At 62.8% G+C, this 18,818-nt stretch carries 26 protein-coding genes and 2 tRNA genes; 17 read left to right on the forward strand and 11 right to left on the reverse strand.

Annotated features, from left to right (window positions below; translation table 11 throughout):
• The first annotated feature begins 143 nt into the window (after positions 1-143).
• The gene (locus JQ553_RS05950; RefSeq protein WP_212498985.1) at positions 144-503 is read left to right on the forward strand and encodes a hypothetical protein; all 360 of its coding nucleotides are present in this window, start codon (positions 144-146) and stop codon (positions 501-503) included.
• Between the two features lie 616 nt (positions 504-1,119).
• Here JQ553_RS05950 and JQ553_RS05955 read toward each other — a convergent pair.
• Positions 1,120-1,383 (reverse strand): hypothetical protein, encoded by a 264-nt coding sequence (locus tag JQ553_RS05955; protein ID WP_212498986.1) that lies wholly within the window; start codon positions 1,381-1,383, stop codon positions 1,120-1,122.
• Between JQ553_RS05955 and ccoN the strand changes: the two genes are divergently transcribed.
• From ccoN to ccoS, 8 genes are read left to right on the forward strand one after another with little or no spacing between them, the layout of a single operon-like run.
• Entirely contained in the window at positions 1,382-3,037 is a 1,656-nt protein-coding gene (ccoN, locus tag JQ553_RS05960) for a cytochrome-c oxidase, cbb3-type subunit I (RefSeq protein ID WP_212498987.1), read from the forward strand. The two genes, JQ553_RS05955 and ccoN, sit on opposite strands and share 2 nt — an antisense overlap.
• A gap of 5 nt (positions 3,038-3,042) precedes the next feature.
• On the forward strand, positions 3,043-3,786 hold the full coding sequence (ccoO, locus tag JQ553_RS05965; protein ID WP_212498988.1) for a cytochrome-c oxidase, cbb3-type subunit II: 744 nt from the start codon (positions 3,043-3,045) through the stop codon (positions 3,784-3,786).
• The gene (locus tag JQ553_RS05970; protein WP_212498989.1) at positions 3,783-3,950 is read left to right on the forward strand and encodes a cbb3-type cytochrome c oxidase subunit 3; all 168 of its coding nucleotides are present in this window, start codon (positions 3,783-3,785) and stop codon (positions 3,948-3,950) included. Before ccoO ends, JQ553_RS05970 begins: the two co-directional genes overlap by 4 nt.
• Positions 3,941-4,825 (forward strand): cytochrome-c oxidase, cbb3-type subunit III, encoded by an 885-nt coding sequence (gene ccoP / locus JQ553_RS05975; RefSeq protein WP_212498990.1) that lies wholly within the window; start codon positions 3,941-3,943, stop codon positions 4,823-4,825. Before JQ553_RS05970 ends, ccoP begins: the two co-directional genes overlap by 10 nt.
• Positions 4,822-5,070 (forward strand): hypothetical protein, encoded by a 249-nt coding sequence (locus JQ553_RS05980; protein ID WP_212498991.1) that lies wholly within the window; start codon positions 4,822-4,824, stop codon positions 5,068-5,070. Before ccoP ends, JQ553_RS05980 begins: the two co-directional genes overlap by 4 nt.
• Positions 5,067-5,873 (forward strand): DUF2189 domain-containing protein, encoded by an 807-nt coding sequence (locus JQ553_RS05985; protein ID WP_212498992.1) that lies wholly within the window; start codon positions 5,067-5,069, stop codon positions 5,871-5,873. The genes JQ553_RS05980 and JQ553_RS05985 overlap by 4 nt, the downstream gene beginning before the upstream one ends.
• 12 nt (positions 5,874-5,885) lie before the next feature.
• A complete protein-coding gene (locus tag JQ553_RS05990) occupies positions 5,886-8,138 on the forward strand; it encodes a cation-translocating P-type ATPase (RefSeq protein ID WP_212498993.1) in 2,253 nt (750 codons plus the stop codon).
• Entirely contained in the window at positions 8,135-8,293 is a 159-nt protein-coding gene (gene ccoS, locus JQ553_RS05995; protein WP_212498994.1) for a cbb3-type cytochrome oxidase assembly protein CcoS, read from the forward strand. The genes JQ553_RS05990 and ccoS overlap by 4 nt, the downstream gene beginning before the upstream one ends.
• Before the next feature lie 192 nt (positions 8,294-8,485).
• Here ccoS and JQ553_RS06000 read toward each other — a convergent pair.
• Positions 8,486-8,571: transfer RNA gene (locus JQ553_RS06000), tRNA-Tyr, on the reverse strand.
• A 315-nt stretch (positions 8,572-8,886) separates the two neighbouring features.
• Between JQ553_RS06000 and rlmB the strand changes: the two genes are divergently transcribed.
• The gene (rlmB, locus tag JQ553_RS06005; RefSeq protein ID WP_212498995.1) at positions 8,887-9,711 is read left to right on the forward strand and encodes a 23S rRNA (guanosine(2251)-2'-O)-methyltransferase RlmB; all 825 of its coding nucleotides are present in this window, start codon (positions 8,887-8,889) and stop codon (positions 9,709-9,711) included.
• 72 nt (positions 9,712-9,783) lie between these two features.
• Here rlmB and JQ553_RS06010 read toward each other — a convergent pair whose 3' ends face one another.
• The 4 genes from JQ553_RS06010 to JQ553_RS06025 all read right to left on the reverse strand — a co-directional run bounded on the left by JQ553_RS06010 (position 9,784) and on the right by JQ553_RS06025 (position 12,439).
• Complete coding sequence (locus JQ553_RS06010; protein WP_212498996.1) at positions 9,784-10,155, reverse strand: hypothetical protein; 372 nt, start codon at positions 10,153-10,155, stop codon at positions 9,784-9,786.
• 152 nt (positions 10,156-10,307) lie between these two features.
• Positions 10,308-10,808 carry a hypothetical protein gene (locus tag JQ553_RS06015; protein ID WP_212498997.1) on the reverse strand — a complete coding sequence of 167 codons (501 nt, stop codon included), beginning with the start codon at positions 10,806-10,808 and terminating at the stop codon, positions 10,308-10,310.
• Positions 10,809-10,976: 168 nt separating this feature from the next.
• The gene (locus JQ553_RS06020) at positions 10,977-11,672 is read right to left on the reverse strand and encodes an urease accessory protein (protein ID WP_212498998.1); all 696 of its coding nucleotides are present in this window, start codon (positions 11,670-11,672) and stop codon (positions 10,977-10,979) included.
• A gap of 50 nt (positions 11,673-11,722) precedes the next feature.
• The gene (locus JQ553_RS06025) at positions 11,723-12,439 is read right to left on the reverse strand and encodes a dienelactone hydrolase family protein (protein ID WP_212498999.1); all 717 of its coding nucleotides are present in this window, start codon (positions 12,437-12,439) and stop codon (positions 11,723-11,725) included.
• Between the two features lie 229 nt (positions 12,440-12,668).
• Between JQ553_RS06025 and JQ553_RS06030 the strand changes: the two genes are divergently transcribed.
• From JQ553_RS06030 to JQ553_RS06055, 6 genes are all read left to right on the forward strand, one after another.
• Positions 12,669-12,743: transfer RNA gene (locus tag JQ553_RS06030), tRNA-Thr, on the forward strand.
• Positions 12,744-12,927: 184 nt separating this feature from the next.
• A complete protein-coding gene (locus JQ553_RS06035; RefSeq protein ID WP_212499000.1) occupies positions 12,928-13,110 on the forward strand; it encodes a hypothetical protein in 183 nt (60 codons plus the stop codon).
• A 208-nt stretch (positions 13,111-13,318) separates the two neighbouring features.
• Positions 13,319-13,504: a hypothetical protein gene (locus tag JQ553_RS06040; protein ID WP_212499001.1), complete on the forward strand. Its 186-nt coding sequence runs from the start codon at positions 13,319-13,321 to the stop codon at positions 13,502-13,504.
• Positions 13,505-13,544: 40 nt separating this feature from the next.
• Positions 13,545-13,721 carry a hypothetical protein gene (locus JQ553_RS06045; RefSeq protein ID WP_212499002.1) on the forward strand — a complete coding sequence of 59 codons (177 nt, stop codon included), beginning with the start codon at positions 13,545-13,547 and terminating at the stop codon, positions 13,719-13,721.
• Between the two features lie 165 nt (positions 13,722-13,886).
• Positions 13,887-14,297: a hypothetical protein gene (locus tag JQ553_RS06050; protein ID WP_212499003.1), complete on the forward strand. Its 411-nt coding sequence runs from the start codon at positions 13,887-13,889 to the stop codon at positions 14,295-14,297.
• 430 nt (positions 14,298-14,727) lie between these two features.
• Complete coding sequence (locus JQ553_RS06055; protein WP_212499004.1) at positions 14,728-14,982, forward strand: hypothetical protein; 255 nt, start codon at positions 14,728-14,730, stop codon at positions 14,980-14,982.
• 59 nt (positions 14,983-15,041) lie between these two features.
• On the opposite strand, the gene JQ553_RS06060 is transcribed toward JQ553_RS06055, so the two are convergent.
• From JQ553_RS06060 to JQ553_RS06075, 4 genes are all read right to left on the reverse strand, one after another.
• A complete protein-coding gene (locus JQ553_RS06060; RefSeq protein WP_249144005.1) occupies positions 15,042-15,323 on the reverse strand; it encodes a DUF6719 family protein in 282 nt (93 codons plus the stop codon).
• A gap of 141 nt (positions 15,324-15,464) precedes the next feature.
• Complete coding sequence (locus tag JQ553_RS06065; protein ID WP_212499005.1) at positions 15,465-16,178, reverse strand: outer membrane protein; 714 nt, start codon at positions 16,176-16,178, stop codon at positions 15,465-15,467.
• Between the two features lie 244 nt (positions 16,179-16,422).
• On the reverse strand, positions 16,423-16,857 hold the full coding sequence (locus tag JQ553_RS06070; protein ID WP_212499006.1) for a hypothetical protein: 435 nt from the start codon (positions 16,855-16,857) through the stop codon (positions 16,423-16,425).
• Between the two features lie 206 nt (positions 16,858-17,063).
• Positions 17,064-17,354, reverse strand: coding sequence for a His-rich protein BRANT (locus tag JQ553_RS06075; RefSeq protein ID WP_212499007.1), 291 nt, complete (start codon positions 17,352-17,354; stop codon positions 17,064-17,066).
• A gap of 273 nt (positions 17,355-17,627) precedes the next feature.
• On the opposite strand from JQ553_RS06075, the gene JQ553_RS06080 reads away from it, so the two are divergent.
• Complete coding sequence (locus tag JQ553_RS06080; RefSeq protein ID WP_212499008.1) at positions 17,628-18,176, forward strand: lipopolysaccharide assembly protein LapB; 549 nt, start codon at positions 17,628-17,630, stop codon at positions 18,174-18,176.
• A 243-nt stretch (positions 18,177-18,419) separates the two neighbouring features.
• On the opposite strand, the gene JQ553_RS06085 is transcribed toward JQ553_RS06080, so the two are convergent.
• Positions 18,420-18,695 carry a hypothetical protein gene (locus tag JQ553_RS06085; protein WP_212499009.1) on the reverse strand — a complete coding sequence of 92 codons (276 nt, stop codon included), beginning with the start codon at positions 18,693-18,695 and terminating at the stop codon, positions 18,420-18,422.
• Positions 18,696-18,818: the final 123 nt, after the last annotated feature.

Here is an 18,818-nt window from a genome sequence, read left to right on the forward strand (position 1 = left end):
GACCATACAGGTCGGCAAGACGGACGATTGAGGCAAATTTGAACAAGCCCTTTGCCAACGGACGGGATCAGATCGCGGCATGCCTCCGACGCTTGTTGCTGCTCGCCGACTGACTACATCAATGAAGTCTCGGAGAGATGGCGATGAAACGGCTTTGGCTGCACGCAATGGCGGCTAGCTGCATTATAGCCGCGGCGCCCGCTGCGCACGCGCGATCGGCCTATGATGGCTCCTGGAACCTGTTGTTCGTGACGCAGAAAGGCCTCTGCGATCCGGCCTACAACTTCACGGTCAATGTTGCGAATGGCGTCGTGAGTCATCCGACCCTGGTGAAGTTCAGAGGGTACGTCGCGAAATCCGGTGCAGTCCGTGCAACGGTGACCGTTCACGACAAATACGCCTCGGGCTCGGGCCGGCTCTCCATCACGTCGGGCCATGGTACATGGCGCGGCCATTCCGGAAGTGCGCAGTGCTCGGGCTATTGGACCGCACAACGGAATTGACGTCTACGAGGGCGCGTCTGGCCCGTGCCACCGCGCGCTGTGGCCGACGAATACGCCGCTTCGCAATCAACCGGGGCAGACCTTGCCGAGCATCAGCGTGTTCGACAACACCTCGCACGCTCGCATCGGCGCGGTACCGCTGCACCATCGCGAGCAATGCCCAGTGCTCGGCCTGGTCCGTAAGCATTTGGCCAATCGGCGATATTTGGAGACGCGTCGGATGCATCAGGTCGCGGCAAACATCGATACTTCGCAACACTTAAGACCCGGCGATCCGGCTTCCTGAGCATGCTCCATCGCTCGCTGGTGAGTTGAATCGTCGCCATCGCAGTCTGGCATCAGGAGTCCGGCCGTGGATGCACGTGTCGTCCCCGAAACCCGGGCTGCGGCCTGCCTCGCAGACCCAGCGAACGCGGCTCCAATGAAGGCGGACTTAGTTCTGTCCCTGCTGGGCAGCAGCCGAACGGCCAAGGCTTGCCCCTCCCCTTGAAGCATTCGTTGCTGCGTCGCCCACTCAGTTGGTCGCCGCGTCACCCAGACATGATGGCGGGCCGACTACCATCGTGCGTGGCGGCTCGCGAAATGGCAGATGCACCGCGTCACGCCCTACATCGGTTCACATCTTGACCATCAGGTGGATCTGGTCGAGCTGGCCGCCATCGTGAGCCTCGGTGCCGGCCATTTCCGGCGTGCGTTCAGTGCCGAGCGTCTGGCGACGCGCGAGCGGCGGTGATACGATGTGTAGTAGTTGCGCGGCCGCATAGCGCTTTCCTTCCGCAACCGCGTCCTGCAAAATCCCGGCAAGGACGTCCTCGGTTCGGCAATAGGTTTCGCGAAGCCGGCTGCCGCCGAGATCAGAACTGCGCGGGGACAGTCGCATGATCGCCCAATTGACCCTCACCGAACGCCAGCACGCGATCATGATCAGCGCCGCCGTCGCCGTCCTCGGCGCCCTGATGATCCTGGTCGGACAGGATGACGCGATGAGTATTCACGGCGTCCTGGTTTTTGTTGCAAGCGCGATCATGATCTTCCGCATCGGCGGGAGCTACTATGCGCCGCTTCCTTCAGATGATCGCCTGGCGCATTACTATGACGATCCAAGCAAGGTCGGAATCGTTCTCTCGATGATCTGGGTCGTTGTCGGGCTCGCGGTCGGCGATTGGGTCGCCTGGCAATTGGTCAATCCCGATCTGACGTTCGGGCCAGGCTGGTCGAGCTTTGGACGGTTGCGGCCCGTGCACACCACCTCCGTGATCTTCGGATTCGGCGGCAATGCACTGATCGCGACGTCGTTTTACGTGCTGCAGCGAACGTCGCGCGCCCGCCTGCCCGACCAGGTGAGCCCGTGGTTCGTGCTGTACGGCTACAACCTGTTCTGCCTGCTCGCCGTCACCGGCTACCTGATGGGCGTTACCCAGTCCAAGGAATATGCCGAGCCGGAATGGTATAACGATTTCTGGCTCGTCGTGGTGTGGGTCACCTATTTCGTCATCTACCTGCGCACACTGGCGCGACGCAAGGAGCCCCACATCTACGTCTCGAACTGGTACTACATGGCGTTCATCCTGGTGGTGGCGATCCTGCACATCGTCAACAACCTCGCCGTGCCGATCTCGCTCGGCCACACCAAGAGCTACTCCGCCTTCTCCGGCGTGCAGGACGCGATGACGCAGTGGTGGTATGGGCACAACGCCGTCGCGTTCTTCCTGACCGCCGGCTTCCTCGGCATGATGTACTACTTCCTGCCGATGCGGGCGGGCCGGCCGATCTATTCCTACCGGATGTCGATCATCAGCTTCTGGGGCATCACATTCTTCTACATGTGGGCCGGATCGCATCACCTGCACTACACCGCGCTGCCGCAATGGGTGCAGACGCTCGGCATGACATTCTCGCTGATGCTCCTGATCCCGTCCTGGGCCTCGGCCGGCAACGTGCTGCTGACGCTGAACGGCGCCTGGGACAAGGTCCGTGACGATGCCACGCTGCGCTTCATGATGGTGGCAGGCGTGTTCTACGGCCTGACCACCTTCGAGGGATCGTTCATGGCGATCCGCACGGTAAATTCGCTCTCGCACTATACCGATTGGACCGTCGGCCACGTCCATGCCGGCGCGCTCGGCTGGGTCGCCATGATCACCTTCGGGTCGATCTACGCCTCGGTGCCGTGGCTGTGGAAGCGCCAGCAGATGTATTCGCCGAAGCTCGTCGAAGCGCATTTCTGGCTCGCGCTTGCCGGCACCGTCATCTACGTCTTCGCGATGTGGAATTCCGGCATCGTGCAGGGGCTGATGTGGCGGACCTACACTGAAAGCGGCACGCTTGCCTATTCCTTCGTCGACACGCTTGTCGCGATGCACCCCTACTATATCGCGCGGGCGGTCGGCGGATTGCTGTTCCTGATCGGCGGATGCATCGGTGCCTACAACATCTGGAAGACGATCAGGATCTCCGGCGCCGCCGCGGAGCAGGCGAGCGATGTTCCCCAGCCGGCCGTGGTCGGCGCTGGCACCCTGCAGCCGGCGGAGTGAAGATCATGTCGCTGTTCGGATTTCACTACCGGCTGGAACGCAAGGCGATCGGCCTGACGCTTGCCATCATCCTCGTCGCGAGCATCGGCGGCCTGGTCGAGATCGCGCCATTGTTCACCATCCATCAAACGGTGGAAGACGCGCCCGACATGCGGGTCTACACGCCGCTCGAGCTTGCCGGCCGCAACATCTACATCCGCGAAGGCTGCTACGCCTGCCATTCGCAGATGATCCGCACGCTGCGCGACGAGGTCGATCGCTACGGCCCCTATTCGCTCGCAGTCGAGTCCAAATACGACCACCCGATGCTGTGGGGATCGAAGCGCACCGGCCCCGACCTCGCCCGGATCGGCGAGAAATATTCCGACCAATGGCACGTCGCCCATATGAACAACCCGCGCGACGTGGTCCCGGTCTCCGTCATGCCGGCCTACGGATGGTTGCTCACGACCGAATTGCGCACCGATGATCTCGGCCTTCACCTGAAAGCCATGCGCAGGGTCGGCGTGCCCTATACCGACGACATGATCGCCAACGCGGCCGTCGATGCCTATGCGCAGTCGAATCCGGACTCGCCGCTCGCCGACGGTGTCACCAAGCGCTACGGCAAGGCGACCACGCTGCGGGCGTTCGACGGCCAGCCCGGCCGTCTGACCGAGATGGACGCAATGGTCGCCTATCTCCAGGTGCTCGGGCGCCTCACCGACGCGGCAACCAAGTCGACTGCACGGGCGGAGGCCGGCCAATGATTGAACATGCCTTCCTGGTCGGCTTCTCGAAATCGTTCGGTCTGTTCTACCTGATCGCGCTGTCGATCGCTGTCGTGATCTACGCGATGAAGCCATCGAACAAGAAGCAGTTCGACGAGGCGGCCCAATCGATCTTTCGCGACGAGGCAGGACCATGGCGGTAGAGCAACCAGAGCGAGACAGCTATACCGGCTATCTCACGACCGGCCATGAATGGAATGGCCTGAAGGAGCTGAACACGCCGGTCCCACGCGCGGTCTATTTCTTCCTGATACTGACCTTCGTGTTCTCGGTCGGCTACTGGGTGCTGATGCCTGCCTGGCCGCTTGGCGTCACCTACACCAAGGGCCTGCTCGGCATCGACCAGCGGAACCTGGTGGCGGCCTCGCTCCAGGATGCTGCGCAGGAGCGCAGCGTCTGGACCAAGCGGATCGAGACCGAGAGTTTTGCCGCGATTCAGTCCGACGCGCGCCTGATGGCAATCGTGCGCGAGACCGGTCACACGCTGTTCGGCAACAACTGCGCGGCCTGCCATGGCGCCGATGCCAAGGGCGGTCCGGGCTTTCCGAACCTGACGACCGGTTCGTGGCTGTGGGGCGGCAAGCCGGAGGATATCTTCAACACCATCCGCGTCGGCATCAACTCGACGCATCCCGACACGCATGTCGGGCAAATGCCGGCATTCGGCCGCGACCAGATGCTGCCGCGCCAGGACGTGATCAAGGTGGTGAGTTACGTCTACTCCCTGTCACATCCGGGCGCCACCGACGTCGATCCGGCGAAGGTCGAGGCCGGCAAAGCGATCTTCGCCGCCAATTGCGTGGCCTGCCACGGAGCCGACGCCAAGGGCAATCCGGAACTCGGCGCGCCCAACCTGACCGATCGCGACTGGATCTATGGCGGCGACTTCAACGCTATTGACACCACCGTATGGGGCGGCCGACAGGGCCACATGCCGACCTGGGAAGGCCGGCTCTCCGCGCTCGACCGCAAGATCCTGACGCTCTACCTCGTGGACAAGAGGACACCTCGTCCATGACCGACCTTGTCTTCCAGCGACGACGGACCGGCAGGGTCGGGCTCTGGCTCCTGATCGCCTGCGGCGTGATCGCGGTCCTCGCCGCCAACGCCCACCTCCTGTATGTCGCGTCGATCTCGCAGCCGGCCTGCGTCGACCACCTGCGCCAGGACGAAACTGCCGGCGCGTCGGGCCTCTACCGCGCGGCGAAATCGTCCTGCTCGCCATCCGCGATTCGTTCTTCTGCACAAGGAAACGAGCGATGACGATCCTCCCTTCCGTGGCGCCGCCGCTCCCGACGGTCAACAAATGGGCCCGGCCATTGACGATGGCCGATCCCGTCAAATGGCTGGCGCAGGGCTGGAGCGATTTTAAAACGCAGATGCCGATGAGCCTTGCCTACGGCGTGCTGATCCTTGCCATCTCTCTCACCCTGGTGTCGGGCCTGATCGCGCTCAAGCGCGATTACATCCTGTTTCCGATGTTCGCGGGCTTCATGGTGATCGGCCCGATCCTCGCCGTTGGACTCTACGAGAAGAGCCGCCGTATCGAGGAGGGCCTGCCTGTACGCTGGGAGAACCTATTTTTCGTCAGGCCGCGATCCGGCGGCCAGATCCTGTTTACCGGTGTCCTGCTCTGCCTGCTGATGATCGTCTGGATCCGCGCGGCCGTGCTGATCTATGCATTGTTCTTTGGCATGGTGGCGTTTCCCGGCCTCGACCATATCGCGTCGATGCTGTTCACGACAGTCACCGGCTGGGCGATGCTCATTGTCGGCACGCTCGTCGGCGGACTGTTCGCAGCGTTCTCCTTCGCAATCAGCGCATTCTCGATTCCGATGCTGCTCGATCAGCGCACCGACGCCTTCACGGCGATGGGCTCAAGCATGGCGCTGGTCTGGTACAATCTGCGAGTCCTTCTGATGTGGGCCGCGATCGTGCTCGCGCTGTTTCTGGCGAGCCTTGCCACCGGCATGCTCGGACTGGTCGTGATCTATCCGCTGCTTGGTCACGCCACATGGCACGCCTACCGCGCCGTGCAGCCTGAAGCGGAAGTGCCCGCTGAGTGACGGAGCTGGTTCATGAGCTGTTGCGCCCCCGGCGCCGAGCTTTGCCTTCATCAGGCCAGTCCAGCTGATGACGAGATCCTGCTTGCCAGCCGGGCCGTCCACGATGGGCTGCGCCAGACCGACCTGTCGGCGCCCGACATCCGTTGCGGTGGATGTCTGCAGCAGATCGAGACGGCGCTTCGCAGGCTCGAGGGCGTGGCGGAAGCAAGAGCCAATCTCTCGAACCGCCGCGTCAGGGTGCTTTGGCGCGGCGATGTCCCCCCACCCCTGATCCCGACACTTCGGGCCATCGGGTATCCGGCCCATGTCAATGACGTGGACGCCGGCGAGAGGGACGAGGTCCGGACGCAGTTGCTGCGCGCTCTCGCAGTCGCAGGCTTCGCCTCCAGCAATATCATGCTCCTGTCGGTTTCGGTTTGGGCGGGAGCGGAGGCCGAGACGCGCGATCTCTTCCACTGGATATCGGCGCTGATCGCGCTTCCGACGCTGCTCTATTCGGGCCGCATCTTCTTACGCTCCGCCTGGCGCAGCCTGAAATACGGCCGAACCAATATGGACGTCCCGATCTCGATCGGCGTTCTGCTCACCTTCGGCATGAGTCTGTACGAGACCATTCATCACGGTCCCTATGCCTATTTCGACGCCGCGGTCTCACTCCTGTTTTTTCTCCTGATCGGCCGAACGCTGGACCACGTCATGCGGGAACGCGCGCGGCAGGCTGTTGGCGGACTGGCAAGGTTCGCGGCCCGCGGCGCGCTCGTCTTGCGGCCCGACGGCACCCGCGCCTACCTGCCGGTCGACGAGATCGAGCCTGGAATGACCATCCTGCTGGCGGCCGGCGATCGCGTCCCGGTCAATGCGCGTGTCCTCAAGGGAACGTCCGAGCTGGACCATTCCCTGGTCTCAGGCGAAAGCGCGCCACAACAGGCTTTCGAAGGGGCCGAGCTTCAGGCCGGCATCCTCAATCTGACCGCACCATTGACGATCGTCGCGACCGCCACGGCGGATCATTCGTTCCTCGCCGACATGCGGCGGATGATGGAGGCCGCGGAGACCGGCCGGTCGGCCTATCGCCGGATCGCCGATCGCGCCGCACGGCTCTACGCACCTCTTGTTCACTCGGTTGCGTTTCTAAGCTTCCTCGGCTGGATGCTTGCGACCGGCGATGCACACCGCGCCATCACGATTGCGATCGCCGTCCTGATTGTCACCTGCCCGTGTGCACTCGGTCTCGCCGTTCCCATGGTCCATGTCGTCGCCGCCCGCAGGCTGTTCGACCAGGGCATCATGATCAAGCACGGCAGCGCGCTGGAGCGGCTTGCCAAGATCGACGTCGTGATCTTCGACAAGACCGGCACGCTGACCGCCGGCCAGCCGCGGATCACCGCGAGCGGCACGACCGATGCCGATACGCTTGGTCTCGCCGCTACGCTCGCGTCGCATTCGCGCCATCCCTATGCGCAAGCAGTGGCCGCGCTTGGCCCCGACCATCAGCAGATCACCTTCGACCGGGTGTCTGAGTATCCGGGCAAGGGCGTCGAAGCGCGGCGCGGCGGCAACGTTTACCGCCTGGGGCGTCCGGACTGGGCCGCTTCTGACGGCGAAAGCGCTGATATTTGCGATGCGACGGTCAGCTTTGCGATCAATGGCGTCGGCGCAACCCATTTTCGGCTCGACGACACATTGCGGACTGGCGCACCGGAGGCCGTGGCCACGATCAGACAATCGGGAGTGCTCGTGGAAATTCTGTCCGGCGACCGGGAACAGCGCGTACGCGACATTGCGCGGCAACTTGGTTTGACCTGGAAGTCCAACGCCAGACCGTCGGACAAGGTGAGCCACGTCTCGGCGTTGAAGCAGACCGGCAAGACGGTGCTGATGGTCGGCGACGGATTGAACGACGCACCTGCGCTGCGCGCGGCTGACGTGTCGATGGCACCGGCCTCGGCGTCGGATATCGGACGCAATGCTGCCGACCTGGTGTTCCTGCGCGACAGTCTTGAGGCCGTCCCTCAGGCCATTGCGATCTCGCGCGCGGCGCACGCGCTGGTCCGACAGAATTTTGCGTTGGCGATCGCCTACAACATCGTTGCCATCCCGCTCGCCGTTCTCGGCGTGGTGACGCCGCTGCTCGCGGCAATCGCAATGTCGCTTTCGTCGGTGACGGTCGTCGCCAATGCGCTGCGGCTCGATGGCCGGGTGCAGCGCGAGCCGCGCGATTCCCATCGGGCCGCAGAGCCCGTGATGCTCGGGGTGCTGAAATGATCGACTTCTTCTTCCTCGTGCCGATTGCAATCGGTCTGGGACTTGCGGGCCTCGCCTCATTCATGTGGACGCTCAAGAGCGGCCAGTATGATGACCTCGAAGGCGCGGCCGAACGAATTCTGTTCGAAGGCGAGCTGGGTCCGGGTTCTGACTGACTCCGGTGTTGGCGCTTTTTCTTCACGCAGACCGGCATCCACTTCGCTCGAAAACTGTCGCGGTCTCGAGGCTTGCCCAGCCGAAGCGAGAAGGTAGATTGCGGCTTGCCTAGCCGGTAGCTCGCGGCCACAGCCCGCCTTCGCCCTTTGGGCTTCGGCGTGGCAGCCTTCCCTCGCTTCGCGAGCGAAGGCTGGTGGGGGAGGTAGGACTCGAACCTACGAAGTCATAAGACGGCTGATTTACAGTCAGCTCCCTTTGCCACTCGGGACACTCCCCCGTCCAACAGCGCCAGACACCAACCGCCCCAAGGTGGCGGCGGACAGGGTCATGAGGATGACGCTGATAACCGCGTCGACCCGGTCCGGGGGCGCGGTCGGGCGCGTTTATGGGCGAAGGGACCGGCCAAAGTCAACCAAGCCGGCGCGCAATTTGCGCGACTTTTGCAAGTTGCCGGAAGTACCGCTTCCAGATTGATCAGTTCGGCGCCTAGATTGCTGATTTTGACCCGTTTTCTTTGCTCGAACCTGTGGCCAATTCATTCGAAAACGCCGTGAAAATTGCCATTATCCCGTCCGCGTGACACAAGCCTCTCATGAGCGACCGCGACCGCAAACCCAGTTTCCGAAGCAAGGGTGGTAAGCCCTTTGAAAAAGGGCGAAAATTCGTTCGTTCCCCAAGTTGGCGGGAGCGCGAATCCGGTTCCGACGGACCGGTGATTCTCTATGGCTGGCACACGGTCTCGGCCGCACTTGCGAACCCTGCGCGCCAGATCCGGAAGCTTTATCTGACCGAGAACGCTGCGCGGCGGCTGGCCGAGGAGAATATCGACACCCGCGTCACACCGGAGATCGTCCGCCCTAACGCGATCGACCAGCGGCTCGGCCCCGATGCGGTGCACCAGGGCCTATTGGCAGAAGCCGATCCCCTGCCCTCACCCGGCATCGACGCGCTGGCGGCGGAGGGCATCGTGCTGGTGCTCGACCAGATCACCGATCCGCACAATGTCGGCGCCATCATGCGCTCGGCCGCGGCCTTTGCGGTGAAGGCGATCGTCACGACAGCGCGGCACAGTCCGGAGGCGACCGGCGTCCTGGCGAAGTCGGCCTCGGGCGCGCTCGAGCTGGTGCCGCTTGTCACCGTGCAGAATCTGGCTCGTGCGCTGAACGAGTTGAACGACCGCGGCTTCATGACCGTCGGGCTCGACAGCCAGGGTGCAGCGGATCTGGGCCAAGTGGAATTGCACCAGCCGCTGGCGCTGGTGCTCGGCGCCGAAGGCAAGGGCCTTCGACAGTTGACGCGCGAGACCTGCCGCGCCGTCGCACGGCTCGACACGCCCGGCGAGATCAAGAGCCTCAACGTGTCGAACGCCGCCGTGCTGGCGCTCTATATCGGTGCGACCCGGCTTGGGTTGATGTAGGGCAATGGCGCCTTCAAGACGCCCGCTCGCAGGGACGCGAAGAGGCGCTTCCATTCCCGGCCGATTGTCGGATCAGTAGTAACGGCGCAGCACCCGGTGGCCGTGGTAATAGCCTCGAGCGTAGGCACGACGCGTGGCATAGCCGTAGCGGGGATAGGTTCCCTCATAGACCGGGCGCGGTGCCCAGTTGCCGGGACCAGTGTAGGTCGGGCCCTGATTTATATAATAGTATTGCTGCACCGGGTCGGGCAGACGCTCGACCGCCCAGCCGCCGCAACCGGTGTTGCAGCCGGAATAGACATAGCCATAGTTCACGATCGGCGCAGAATAGACGGGCGCGGCGTAGTAGCCCGGTGCGGCGCAAGCGCCGAAGCCACACGCCATGGCGGGCGCGGTCGCCATGGCGGCGACGGCCACGACCAGACCTTTCATCAACTGACGCATTACTCTCTCCTGTAGGTGTTGTAGTTGGCGTAGGCTTCTCGAAGGCGCATGATACGGCTTTCCTCCGCGACAAACGCGAAGCATTTTCGCGAAGATCATGCTCAAACAAGGAGCTGAAGTCCGATGATGATTCATTCTGACCTCATCGCACCTCAGCGCGGAATTCGCGGGCGTGGCGGATGCGGTGGACGTGGCGGACGCGGATCAGAACCAGCGCCGTTGAACTCGGGCGCATAGATCACCGCCGGCGGATCGACCGGCACGTTGGATTGCGCCGGCAGCGGCGCAGACTGCTCTGACCATGACTCGTGATAGCTTTCGGCCGGCCGCGGCAATCTGCGGTTCGCCGGCGGTTCGATTTCGAGGCGGCCATAGCCCGGCACGTGGCCCAGGCTTGGATAGTAGTGGCCGACACCAGGCGTGGGATCAACGTTGCGGCCATCATAGATGTAGCGGCCGCCATAGATGGTTGGCTGCACCTGCCAGTTCTGGCCGAGTCCCCATTCGCCCTCGATGACGGCGTAGGAGGCGTCGATACCATTGATGATGATGGGTACGCCCGGGCGGTAGGGAACGACGATATCGAAGCCGCCACCGGCCAGAGCCGTCGAGGTCGTGGCAGCCAAAATCGCCAGTGTTACGCCGACGCGCATGTCACCCAGCCCCTGTTGTTGGCCGTGAATCTAATCCAATGCGTGCTCGCAAGGGTTAAGGAGACGGGCCAAACTGCCGGTAAGCCTAACGCGTAAGCATCAGCGCTCGTTCAATTGCGAGGAAACGGGATCAGGAATTGTTAACGCCGCGCGCCGCGACGCCTCGCCTCAGGCAAACGCATTCTCGATAATCGCCTGGAGGCCGATCGCGATGGTGACGAGGCCGACCGCGAGCTGGAGTACCCGATTGGCCCAGGTGAGCCAGCGCGCGGAAATCGCAAGCGGCACCGCGATCACGCTCGACAGCGCGCCCATTCCGATCATCGAGCCCATGCCAAACAGGGCGACATACCCTAATCCGACGATCGGGCTCGGCGCCTGCGACACCGTCAGCACCAGAAGCGCCGCCGAGCCGGCCATGCCGTGCATCAACCCGACCAGCAGCGTGCGCCAGCGAAATCCGTGCTCATGGGCATGCGCGGCGCGTGCGTGCGGCATCGTTTCGCCGGCATGGCTGTGCGCGTGCAAATGCAGCGTGCCGTCCGCATGGCTGTGTTGGTGGAAATGCACGCGGTCGCGCCACAGCCGCCACAGTACATGCGCGCCGAGACCAAGCAGCATGACGCCAACAGCGGTCTCGATCGGTTGCGCCACCGTCGCCGGGATTGCGCGTCCCAGCAGGATCGCGGCGCCTGCGAAAATGAACAGCGTCAGCGTATGGCCGAGCCCCCACGTCAAGCCGTGCTTGACGATGTCGCCGACATGGCTGCGGCGGACGGCAATGCTCGACACCGCCGCGATGTGATCGGGCTCGAGCGCGTGCTGCATGCCGAGCAGAAAACCAAGCCCCAGAATTCCGAACATCAATCCCCTGCCCACAAGATATCGGATCAAACACCAGATCGCGGCTGTTGTCAGGCCAGCACCTCGTCAAACAGGCCATGCATCGCCGCCCAGGAGCGGCGGTCGGCCTGCGCATTGTAGAACGCGGTGCGCAGCATCGTGCCGTCGGCGGCGGGATTGGTGAAGCCGTGCAGCGCGTTGCCGTAGCTGATCACCTGCCAGTCGGAGACCATCGCCGCGCGCATCTCGTCCTCGAACGCCGCGACCTGTTCGGGCGGCGCCAGCGGATCCTCCGCACCGGTCAAGACCAGCACGCTCGCCTTCACCGCGCCTTTAGCCGCCGGCAGCTTGGTCGAGAGACCGCCGTGGAAGCTGACGACAGCCTTGAGCTCGGCGCCGTCGCGCGCAAGCTCCAGCACGACCGAGCCGCCGAAGCAGAATCCGATCGCGACGCATCTGTTGGCATCGACCTCAGGCAGCGCCGCGAGCGCGCCCAGCGCGGCGCGGCCGCGGGCGCGCAAAGTCGCCGGCTCGGCGCGGAGGCCGCCCAGGACCCTGCTGATCTCCTCGAGATTGGTTGCCTGCCGGCGGTCGCCGAACATGTCGGCTGCGAGCGCCACATAACCGTGTTCGGCAAGCCTGCGCGCGCGCTCCATTACGAATTCGCCGAGCCCGACCCCTTCGTGAAACACCAGCACGCCGGGCCGCTTTCCGCCCGCTTCTCCGAAAGCGACGTAGCCGCGGAGATTGGTCTCGCCGCAGCGGTAATCGAGATCGCGTGTCTGCATGTCATTCTCGCAACGACGGAAGAAGCGCGGAACTTCACACCGGCTTGCAAGCGACACAAGCCGAAATCGGAGCGCCTCCGCCGCCGGCGCGCTTGGGTGTGGCAACCACCGAAGAAGACCTATTATCGGTTCTGATTGAATTACAACCGACAATGATCTAGGCACGGTGCGTGGTTCTGGCCCTCGCCCGGCAGGTCTGCTATGCGAGCGCGCGAAATCCCATTCATTTGCCGGCTTAGCTCAGCGGTAGAGCAGCAGTTTTGTAAACTGAAGGTCGGGGGTTCAATCCCCTCAGCCGGCACCAGTACCTAGGCCTGTGCCGCCTCAGCGGGGCAAACCGCGTCGGTAGTCGTGGCCAAGCCACAGACCGTTTGCCACAAGGGCATCGTCCTCAGGACTGTCCTTCAAATGGAGGATGCGCAGGACAGCGAGGTCATGCTTGGGTGCCGCCTCGCATCCCGATTGTCGTCGTGCAAAAGAGGATCACGATGATTGACGAAAGACAGGCTCGCCAGCGCGCACACTCCAACAATATCGAACGGTATCGCCGGCTGCTCCAGACCCTGCTTTCGGACGTCGAGCACCAATTCATCGAGAGGCGCCTAGCGGAAGAACAGGCGGCCCTGACGAAGCTAGCCGGGCAGAATCCCAGCCCCGCGCCTTCCTTCTGAACGCGAGAGCGATTCCACGATCGCTCTCCTCGCCCATTCGTCTCGCTGTCTCATGGTCCCCCATTACCCTCTGCCATGCGAGTTCACCCTTAACCTGTGGCACGTTTCACGCAGCGAGAGGTGATTCGGCGACCAGATCGCCGCATATCGGATTGCTTCTGTCAATGCCGGTCAAAGGCGTGTATGGATGTGGTGGGTGGATCAAGCGATGACCTATTTCATTCTAGCGCGGGACGGCACCAGCCGGATTGTCCTGAAGCGCGACAGCGAGGACGCTGCCGAGAAGAAGGCGCGCGAGCTGAAGGAGATGGGCTGGTTCGAGGTCGAGATCCGGGAGGACAATCCCTACGCGGGACCGGTCGTGCCGGGCACCCATTCACGAACGCTTCAATGAACCTTTGCAGGCGGCCTCACACATATTGGTGAGGTGCCACATGTCCGACACAGCACATTACCGGTTCCAATCCGATCAGGCGAGACGGCTGGCCCGCCAAGTCACCGATGCCGCGATTCGCGAAAAACTGCTCGAAATGGCCGAAGAATACGGCCGCTACGCCGACATGATCGAGGCGCGCACCGCCGAGCGAGTCGCCCTCGAGCCCGTCGCCTAGAGCCATTGCCGGCAAGCGTCCCTCCCGGACCGCCGGATCGCCCCTGCCGGTGTCACTCTTTTGTCACCGCGTTGGCAAAACGAATGTCTTCGTCAACCATCATCATGGTGAACGCTTGATTCCGCAAAACTGCTTTGCTGGAATCTGAACCTGCTAAGGTGCGCCATGAAGTGGATGAAAGAACGCGATCTGCTGATCGCGCAGACGATGGCCTTCGTCCAATCGGTGACGGGCAAGCGGCCCAGCGCCGAAGTGCCGATCGCCGCCCCGCGGATTGAGAATCCCGCTGCCGCGCCGCCGCCATTGCCGGTGGTGGCAGAAGCTCCGCCCACCATCGTGCCGGGTCCGGCGGTCGCAGCGAGCGCCCAGGAGCCTGCGACGACCGGCGCGCAGCCGGTATTCGCCAAGCTCGACATCCGCGGTGACTTCCAGTCCGAGGTGCAGGCGCGGGTTGCGAATTTCCGCGCCAATCAGGAGCGCTTCATCAGGGAGCGCGAGGCGTACAGCAACGCCACCATGGCGAAGGTTCGAGCCACGTTGCGCGACAATGGTGAGCTGCCCCGCTCCGGCGAGTAAGGCTCCAATTCCTGCCTCTATCCCGCTGGCCGTCCGCGGCGGCCGGCCTTGCTATGGCTCCCGGCGATGGGAAACGAGCCGGCTGTTCGAGCGATCAAAGCCACGCGTAGACCAATGCCAGATTGGCCGCACATGCCGCCAGCAGCGCAACCGTCAGCGTGAATTGCACGCGGTCGTCAGGGGTCTGGCGGATCACTCTCATGCGCTGAAGCATCCGGCGATTCTACCCGTGGAGTCCCGGAGATTCTTTTTTCCGGGATTTACCCCTCGTTAAAGACTCCAAAGAGCGCGCAGCCAAAAGGACCGAAATGATCCTTATTTTCAAGCGCTTGCTTTGAAGGTCTTCTCACGGCTGCGTGAACGAGGCAGCACGCCCTTCCCCTGAACCTCACAGGCGCTCTCGCGTTGTCGGGTTATCGCGGAGCGATCGATGCCCTACGCGCTGTTTTATCAGGACGCCAAGCTGAGCAAGGCCTACCCATCCGAAGCCGATGTTTGGAAATTGGCCAGGAGGTCCGGCCTGGTCGTTGATGCCGTCTCGGAAGAGGAGAAGCAGTCTCCCCGTCCGGTGCTGGACAACGACTACGAAATTCGGCCGTGCCAACTCGAGCCGAACGAAGACCCCGCCAAGAACAAGGCTGATGCCGAGCGCGAAGCGCGCCTGCAGCCGCGGTTGAATTCATGAAGATTTTGTCCGCTCAGCCCCCATGTTGGCCGGATGCGGTAATGGCAGTAGCCAGCAACCTACGGTGTGGCCGTCACCAGCGACGCTTGTTCGGAGGCAAGCGAGACGCACACCTTCCGTCGATGCAGACCACGGATCGCACCAGTCACCTTGAGCACCTTGCCGATCGGGCAGGATGGATCCTGCACGAAGGCTACCTCATAGGGGGAGAGGATCAGGGGCTCGGATTTCAGTACGGTCTGGGCAAGAGACGGCACAGCGACCGCAGAAAAGATCAGCCCTAACGCAAGAGCACGCATGTTTTTTTGTCCACCAACCCCGGCCTTTGCATAATAACGCATCGTCAGTGAAAGTTCCGTGCAGTGCAGGGATTATTTTTGCATTGCGCGAATGCCGCCGATGCAGGCCTGAGGGGTCAGCCTTGCGCCAAACAAAAAGGCCGGCTGAAAGCCGGCCTTCCGCGTCGATAGAACAAGCTCCTATCAGTACCTGGCGGCAGCCGGGCCACCCCAGCCGAAGCGGTAGTTGACGCCCAGTTTGACTGTGTGCTCGTCGTTCCGGAAGCTTGAGCCGACGATGTCGGCCGGGCCGGACGTGAATGTCGTCTTGCCGAAATTGTAGTACTGATATTCGGCCTTGGCCGACCAGTTCGGGGCGAACATGTATTCGAGGCCGGCGCCGACCGTGTAGCCGTCCTTGTGATTGCCGTCTGTAGTAAAGCCCGCCGGGACGCCTGCGGCCGAGACGCCAATATTGTTGTTGTCGCGCCAGGCGTAGCCGCCCTTGGCGTAAAGCAACGCTGGCCCCCAAGTGTAGCCAAGCCGGCCGGTGACAGAACCAATCTGGTCGGTGTTGCCGGTCACCAGCGTACCCGCCGGGAACAGCACGCCGTTGTTCGAACCGCCAGTCAGCCAGCTGTACTGAGCTTCGATACCCAACACCCAGTTAGGGGCAAACTGATAGTCGAAACCGCCCTGCACGCCGCCCATGAAGCGGGAGTCGCTGCCCATCAGATTGGTACCGTCGGTGAAAGCGCCGCCGATATGACCGCCGAGGTAGAAACCGGTCCAGTTGTAGATCAGCGCAGGCGCTGTTGGCGGAGGCGCCTTGGTGTACGCTCGGGCCGGGATATCCGCCGCGAAGGCGGGACTCGCCAAAGCAACCAAGGCGAAAGTGCCGAACAAAAACTTCTTCATCTCTTCATCCCCATTCCGAGCGCTCCGGTATCAATCCAAACAACGTGACGTCAATTGGGTTGCATTGGGTGATGCCGGAACTGTGATGTTCCCAGGCTGTGACAGCGCGGCAACAGAGCCGGTTTGTTCCATGTCACGGAAGGCTTTTTCGCCCGTTAAAAGACCATTATGTGGGTCGCGGATGGCTAAGGGCCGGTTCAATGCTCCCTGAAAAGTGATCGCGCCTTGTTAATAGTCCGATCACTTAGCGCGACATCTTCTCCAGCTCGGAAAATGGCGCATAGCTGACGCCCGCGCAGGGCTCGGCGGCGTTCTCGATGGTGCGATCGAGGCGCCCATCGACGAACAGGATGCCGCGCTCGCGCGCCGGACGATAGCTGCCGTCGGATTCGCGCGGGCTGTAGCGCAGGCAGACGACGTATCGCTGCCGCCCGCCGACCGTGCGCTGCACGGGTTCGGCGATCACGGCATCGTGCACACCGGCGGGGTTGTTGAGATAGGTTCGCATGAACGCCAAAATCTCGGGGCGGTAGTCGTTTGGAAAAGGCTGCACCGCGGCGCCACTGGTGAACGAAATTGGCGAGCTACTCTCGTCGCTGCTGGCGCAGCCGGCGAGCACGATCGGCACCAGCACCGTCGCCGCTGACACTGCCAATCTGCCCAATTGTCGCTGTCCCATCACTGGCCCCGCGGTCTCATAGACCAGCGGCTGCCGGCTATCAATCTCTCTGGACGGCGCTTCCTGCACGCGAGCTAGACCGCCTCTCGTCTTGCGAGAAGCGCTCCGGCCCGCCGCCATTGGGGAAGCAATGGCAAGCGGGCCGGGTCTGATATCCGCTGACGCGGCGGGGCAATGTGAATCGTACCGCGTCCGGCGGATCAGATTCAGCCGCGCTTGAAGGGCGCGACGTGCTTGACCGCAACCTTCGGCGTCAGGTGCCTGGAGGCGTGCTTCGGCGTCCCCTTCAGCTTCAGCATGCCCATATGCGTGTGGTGGTGATGACGATAGTGCTTGTGGTGATGGCCCATCTTTGCATTCGCGTTCAGGAGCTTCGACGCCGCGCGCTCACTCTTGATCACAGGCGCGCGAGTTGTGGTCTGGCCGTAGCCCGCGGCGAATGCCGGGGCAGCGATAACGGACACGGCAAGCAGCGCTGCGGAAATCGTCTTCAACATGGTGGTCTCCTCTTGCACGGGATCGCAAGGCGGCCGGATGGTCGGCCTTGCCGATCAATGCGGGCGACCTTACGGATAGCGCGCTGAACCCGCTCTGAAGCGCGGCGACAGACTTCGTTCATCTGGATGACCTTCTGGTCATGTTCCCGGCTGCTGCAATCACGCGGAATCGCTGGCGCGGTTGGGAATGTTCTGATGCCTTGGGTGTTCAAGTCGGCAGGCTTCGGTGTAGGGTTGCCGAGCACGATCAGAAACGATCAGGAGCGACGAAGAATGAGCAAAAAGACGACACGGCTTTTGACCTTGGCGGCGCTGTCGATGGCGATCACTGCCGGGCCCGTCATCTCGGCTTACGCCGCGGGCGGCGACAATCCCTCGCCGCCGGCCTCCGACAGCGGCAGCAAGGGCAAGAAGGCTAAGAAGGATAGAAGCTCTGCAATCGACGATCAGAAGTTTCTGGCCGGCTATCACGCCGCCTACGCCACGATCTACGATCGCCATGACTATGCGGCCGCCATCGAGCAGTTGAAAGCGCTCGGCCACGATGACCGCGCCGACGTCGCAAACCTCATCGGATACTCCTATCGCAAACTCGGCGACTACAAGGTCTCGCAGATCTGGTATGAGCGCGCGCTGAAGGCAGATCCCGCCCACGTGCGCACCTGGCAATATTACGGCCTCTGGCAGGTCGAACAGGGCAATCGCGACCAGGCGCAATATCACCTGAACCGTATCGCCCAACTCGCCGGCACCAATAGCGGCGAATACCGCTCGCTCGCCGCTGCGCTCGAGAAGCCGCCGGGGACCGGCCTCGTCTACTGACGAAAACGATCTGAACGCATTAAGCCGGCGCAGTCAAAACGACTGCGCCGGCTTCGTTTTGCTTCATTTGCAGACGGTCAGCCAGTCGCCGAACTCGACCTTCCCAGGCCCGGGGCGCGATCCGGAAAAGTGTATAGCGGCTTTTCCTCGCGACAAACGCGTAATGTTTGGTCCGAGATCGTGCTCAAACTAAAGAGATACGATCATGATGTAATTCGGCATAACCGCATCATGCGTCATGATTTAGGGATAGTGCTCCTCGCGCTTGGGCTTTTGCGGGCGGGTCGCCCCAACGGTGGCGCCATCCGATCCTGCATCCGGTTTGGCCGGACGGGCCGCCCTCTCGATCGGCGGGCTACTGTCGCCGGTCTTCCTGTTGCTGTTCAGCGCCTGGCCCGTCGTGGTCATGTTGGCGCCCTGTCCTTCAGCGGGGCCGCCGGCGGACGGGCCAGAGCTCTGCGCCAACACCGTTCCCGACAGCACCAGCGCAGCCATGAGCATTGCCGCGTTGAGTTTCATGGGGGCCTTTCTGTGCGCTGTATGCTTTGCAACGCACAGGCACGAATGGCGTTCCTTGCCGGCCGCGTTTCCCTCAGGTGAGGGAAAAATCAGAGACCTGGCTCCGTAGCAGCACCATGGCCG

Origin of the sequence: Bradyrhizobium lablabi (assembly GCF_018131005.1) — a bacterium.
Lineage (GTDB): Bacteria > Pseudomonadota > Alphaproteobacteria > Rhizobiales > Xanthobacteraceae > Bradyrhizobium > Bradyrhizobium lablabi_D.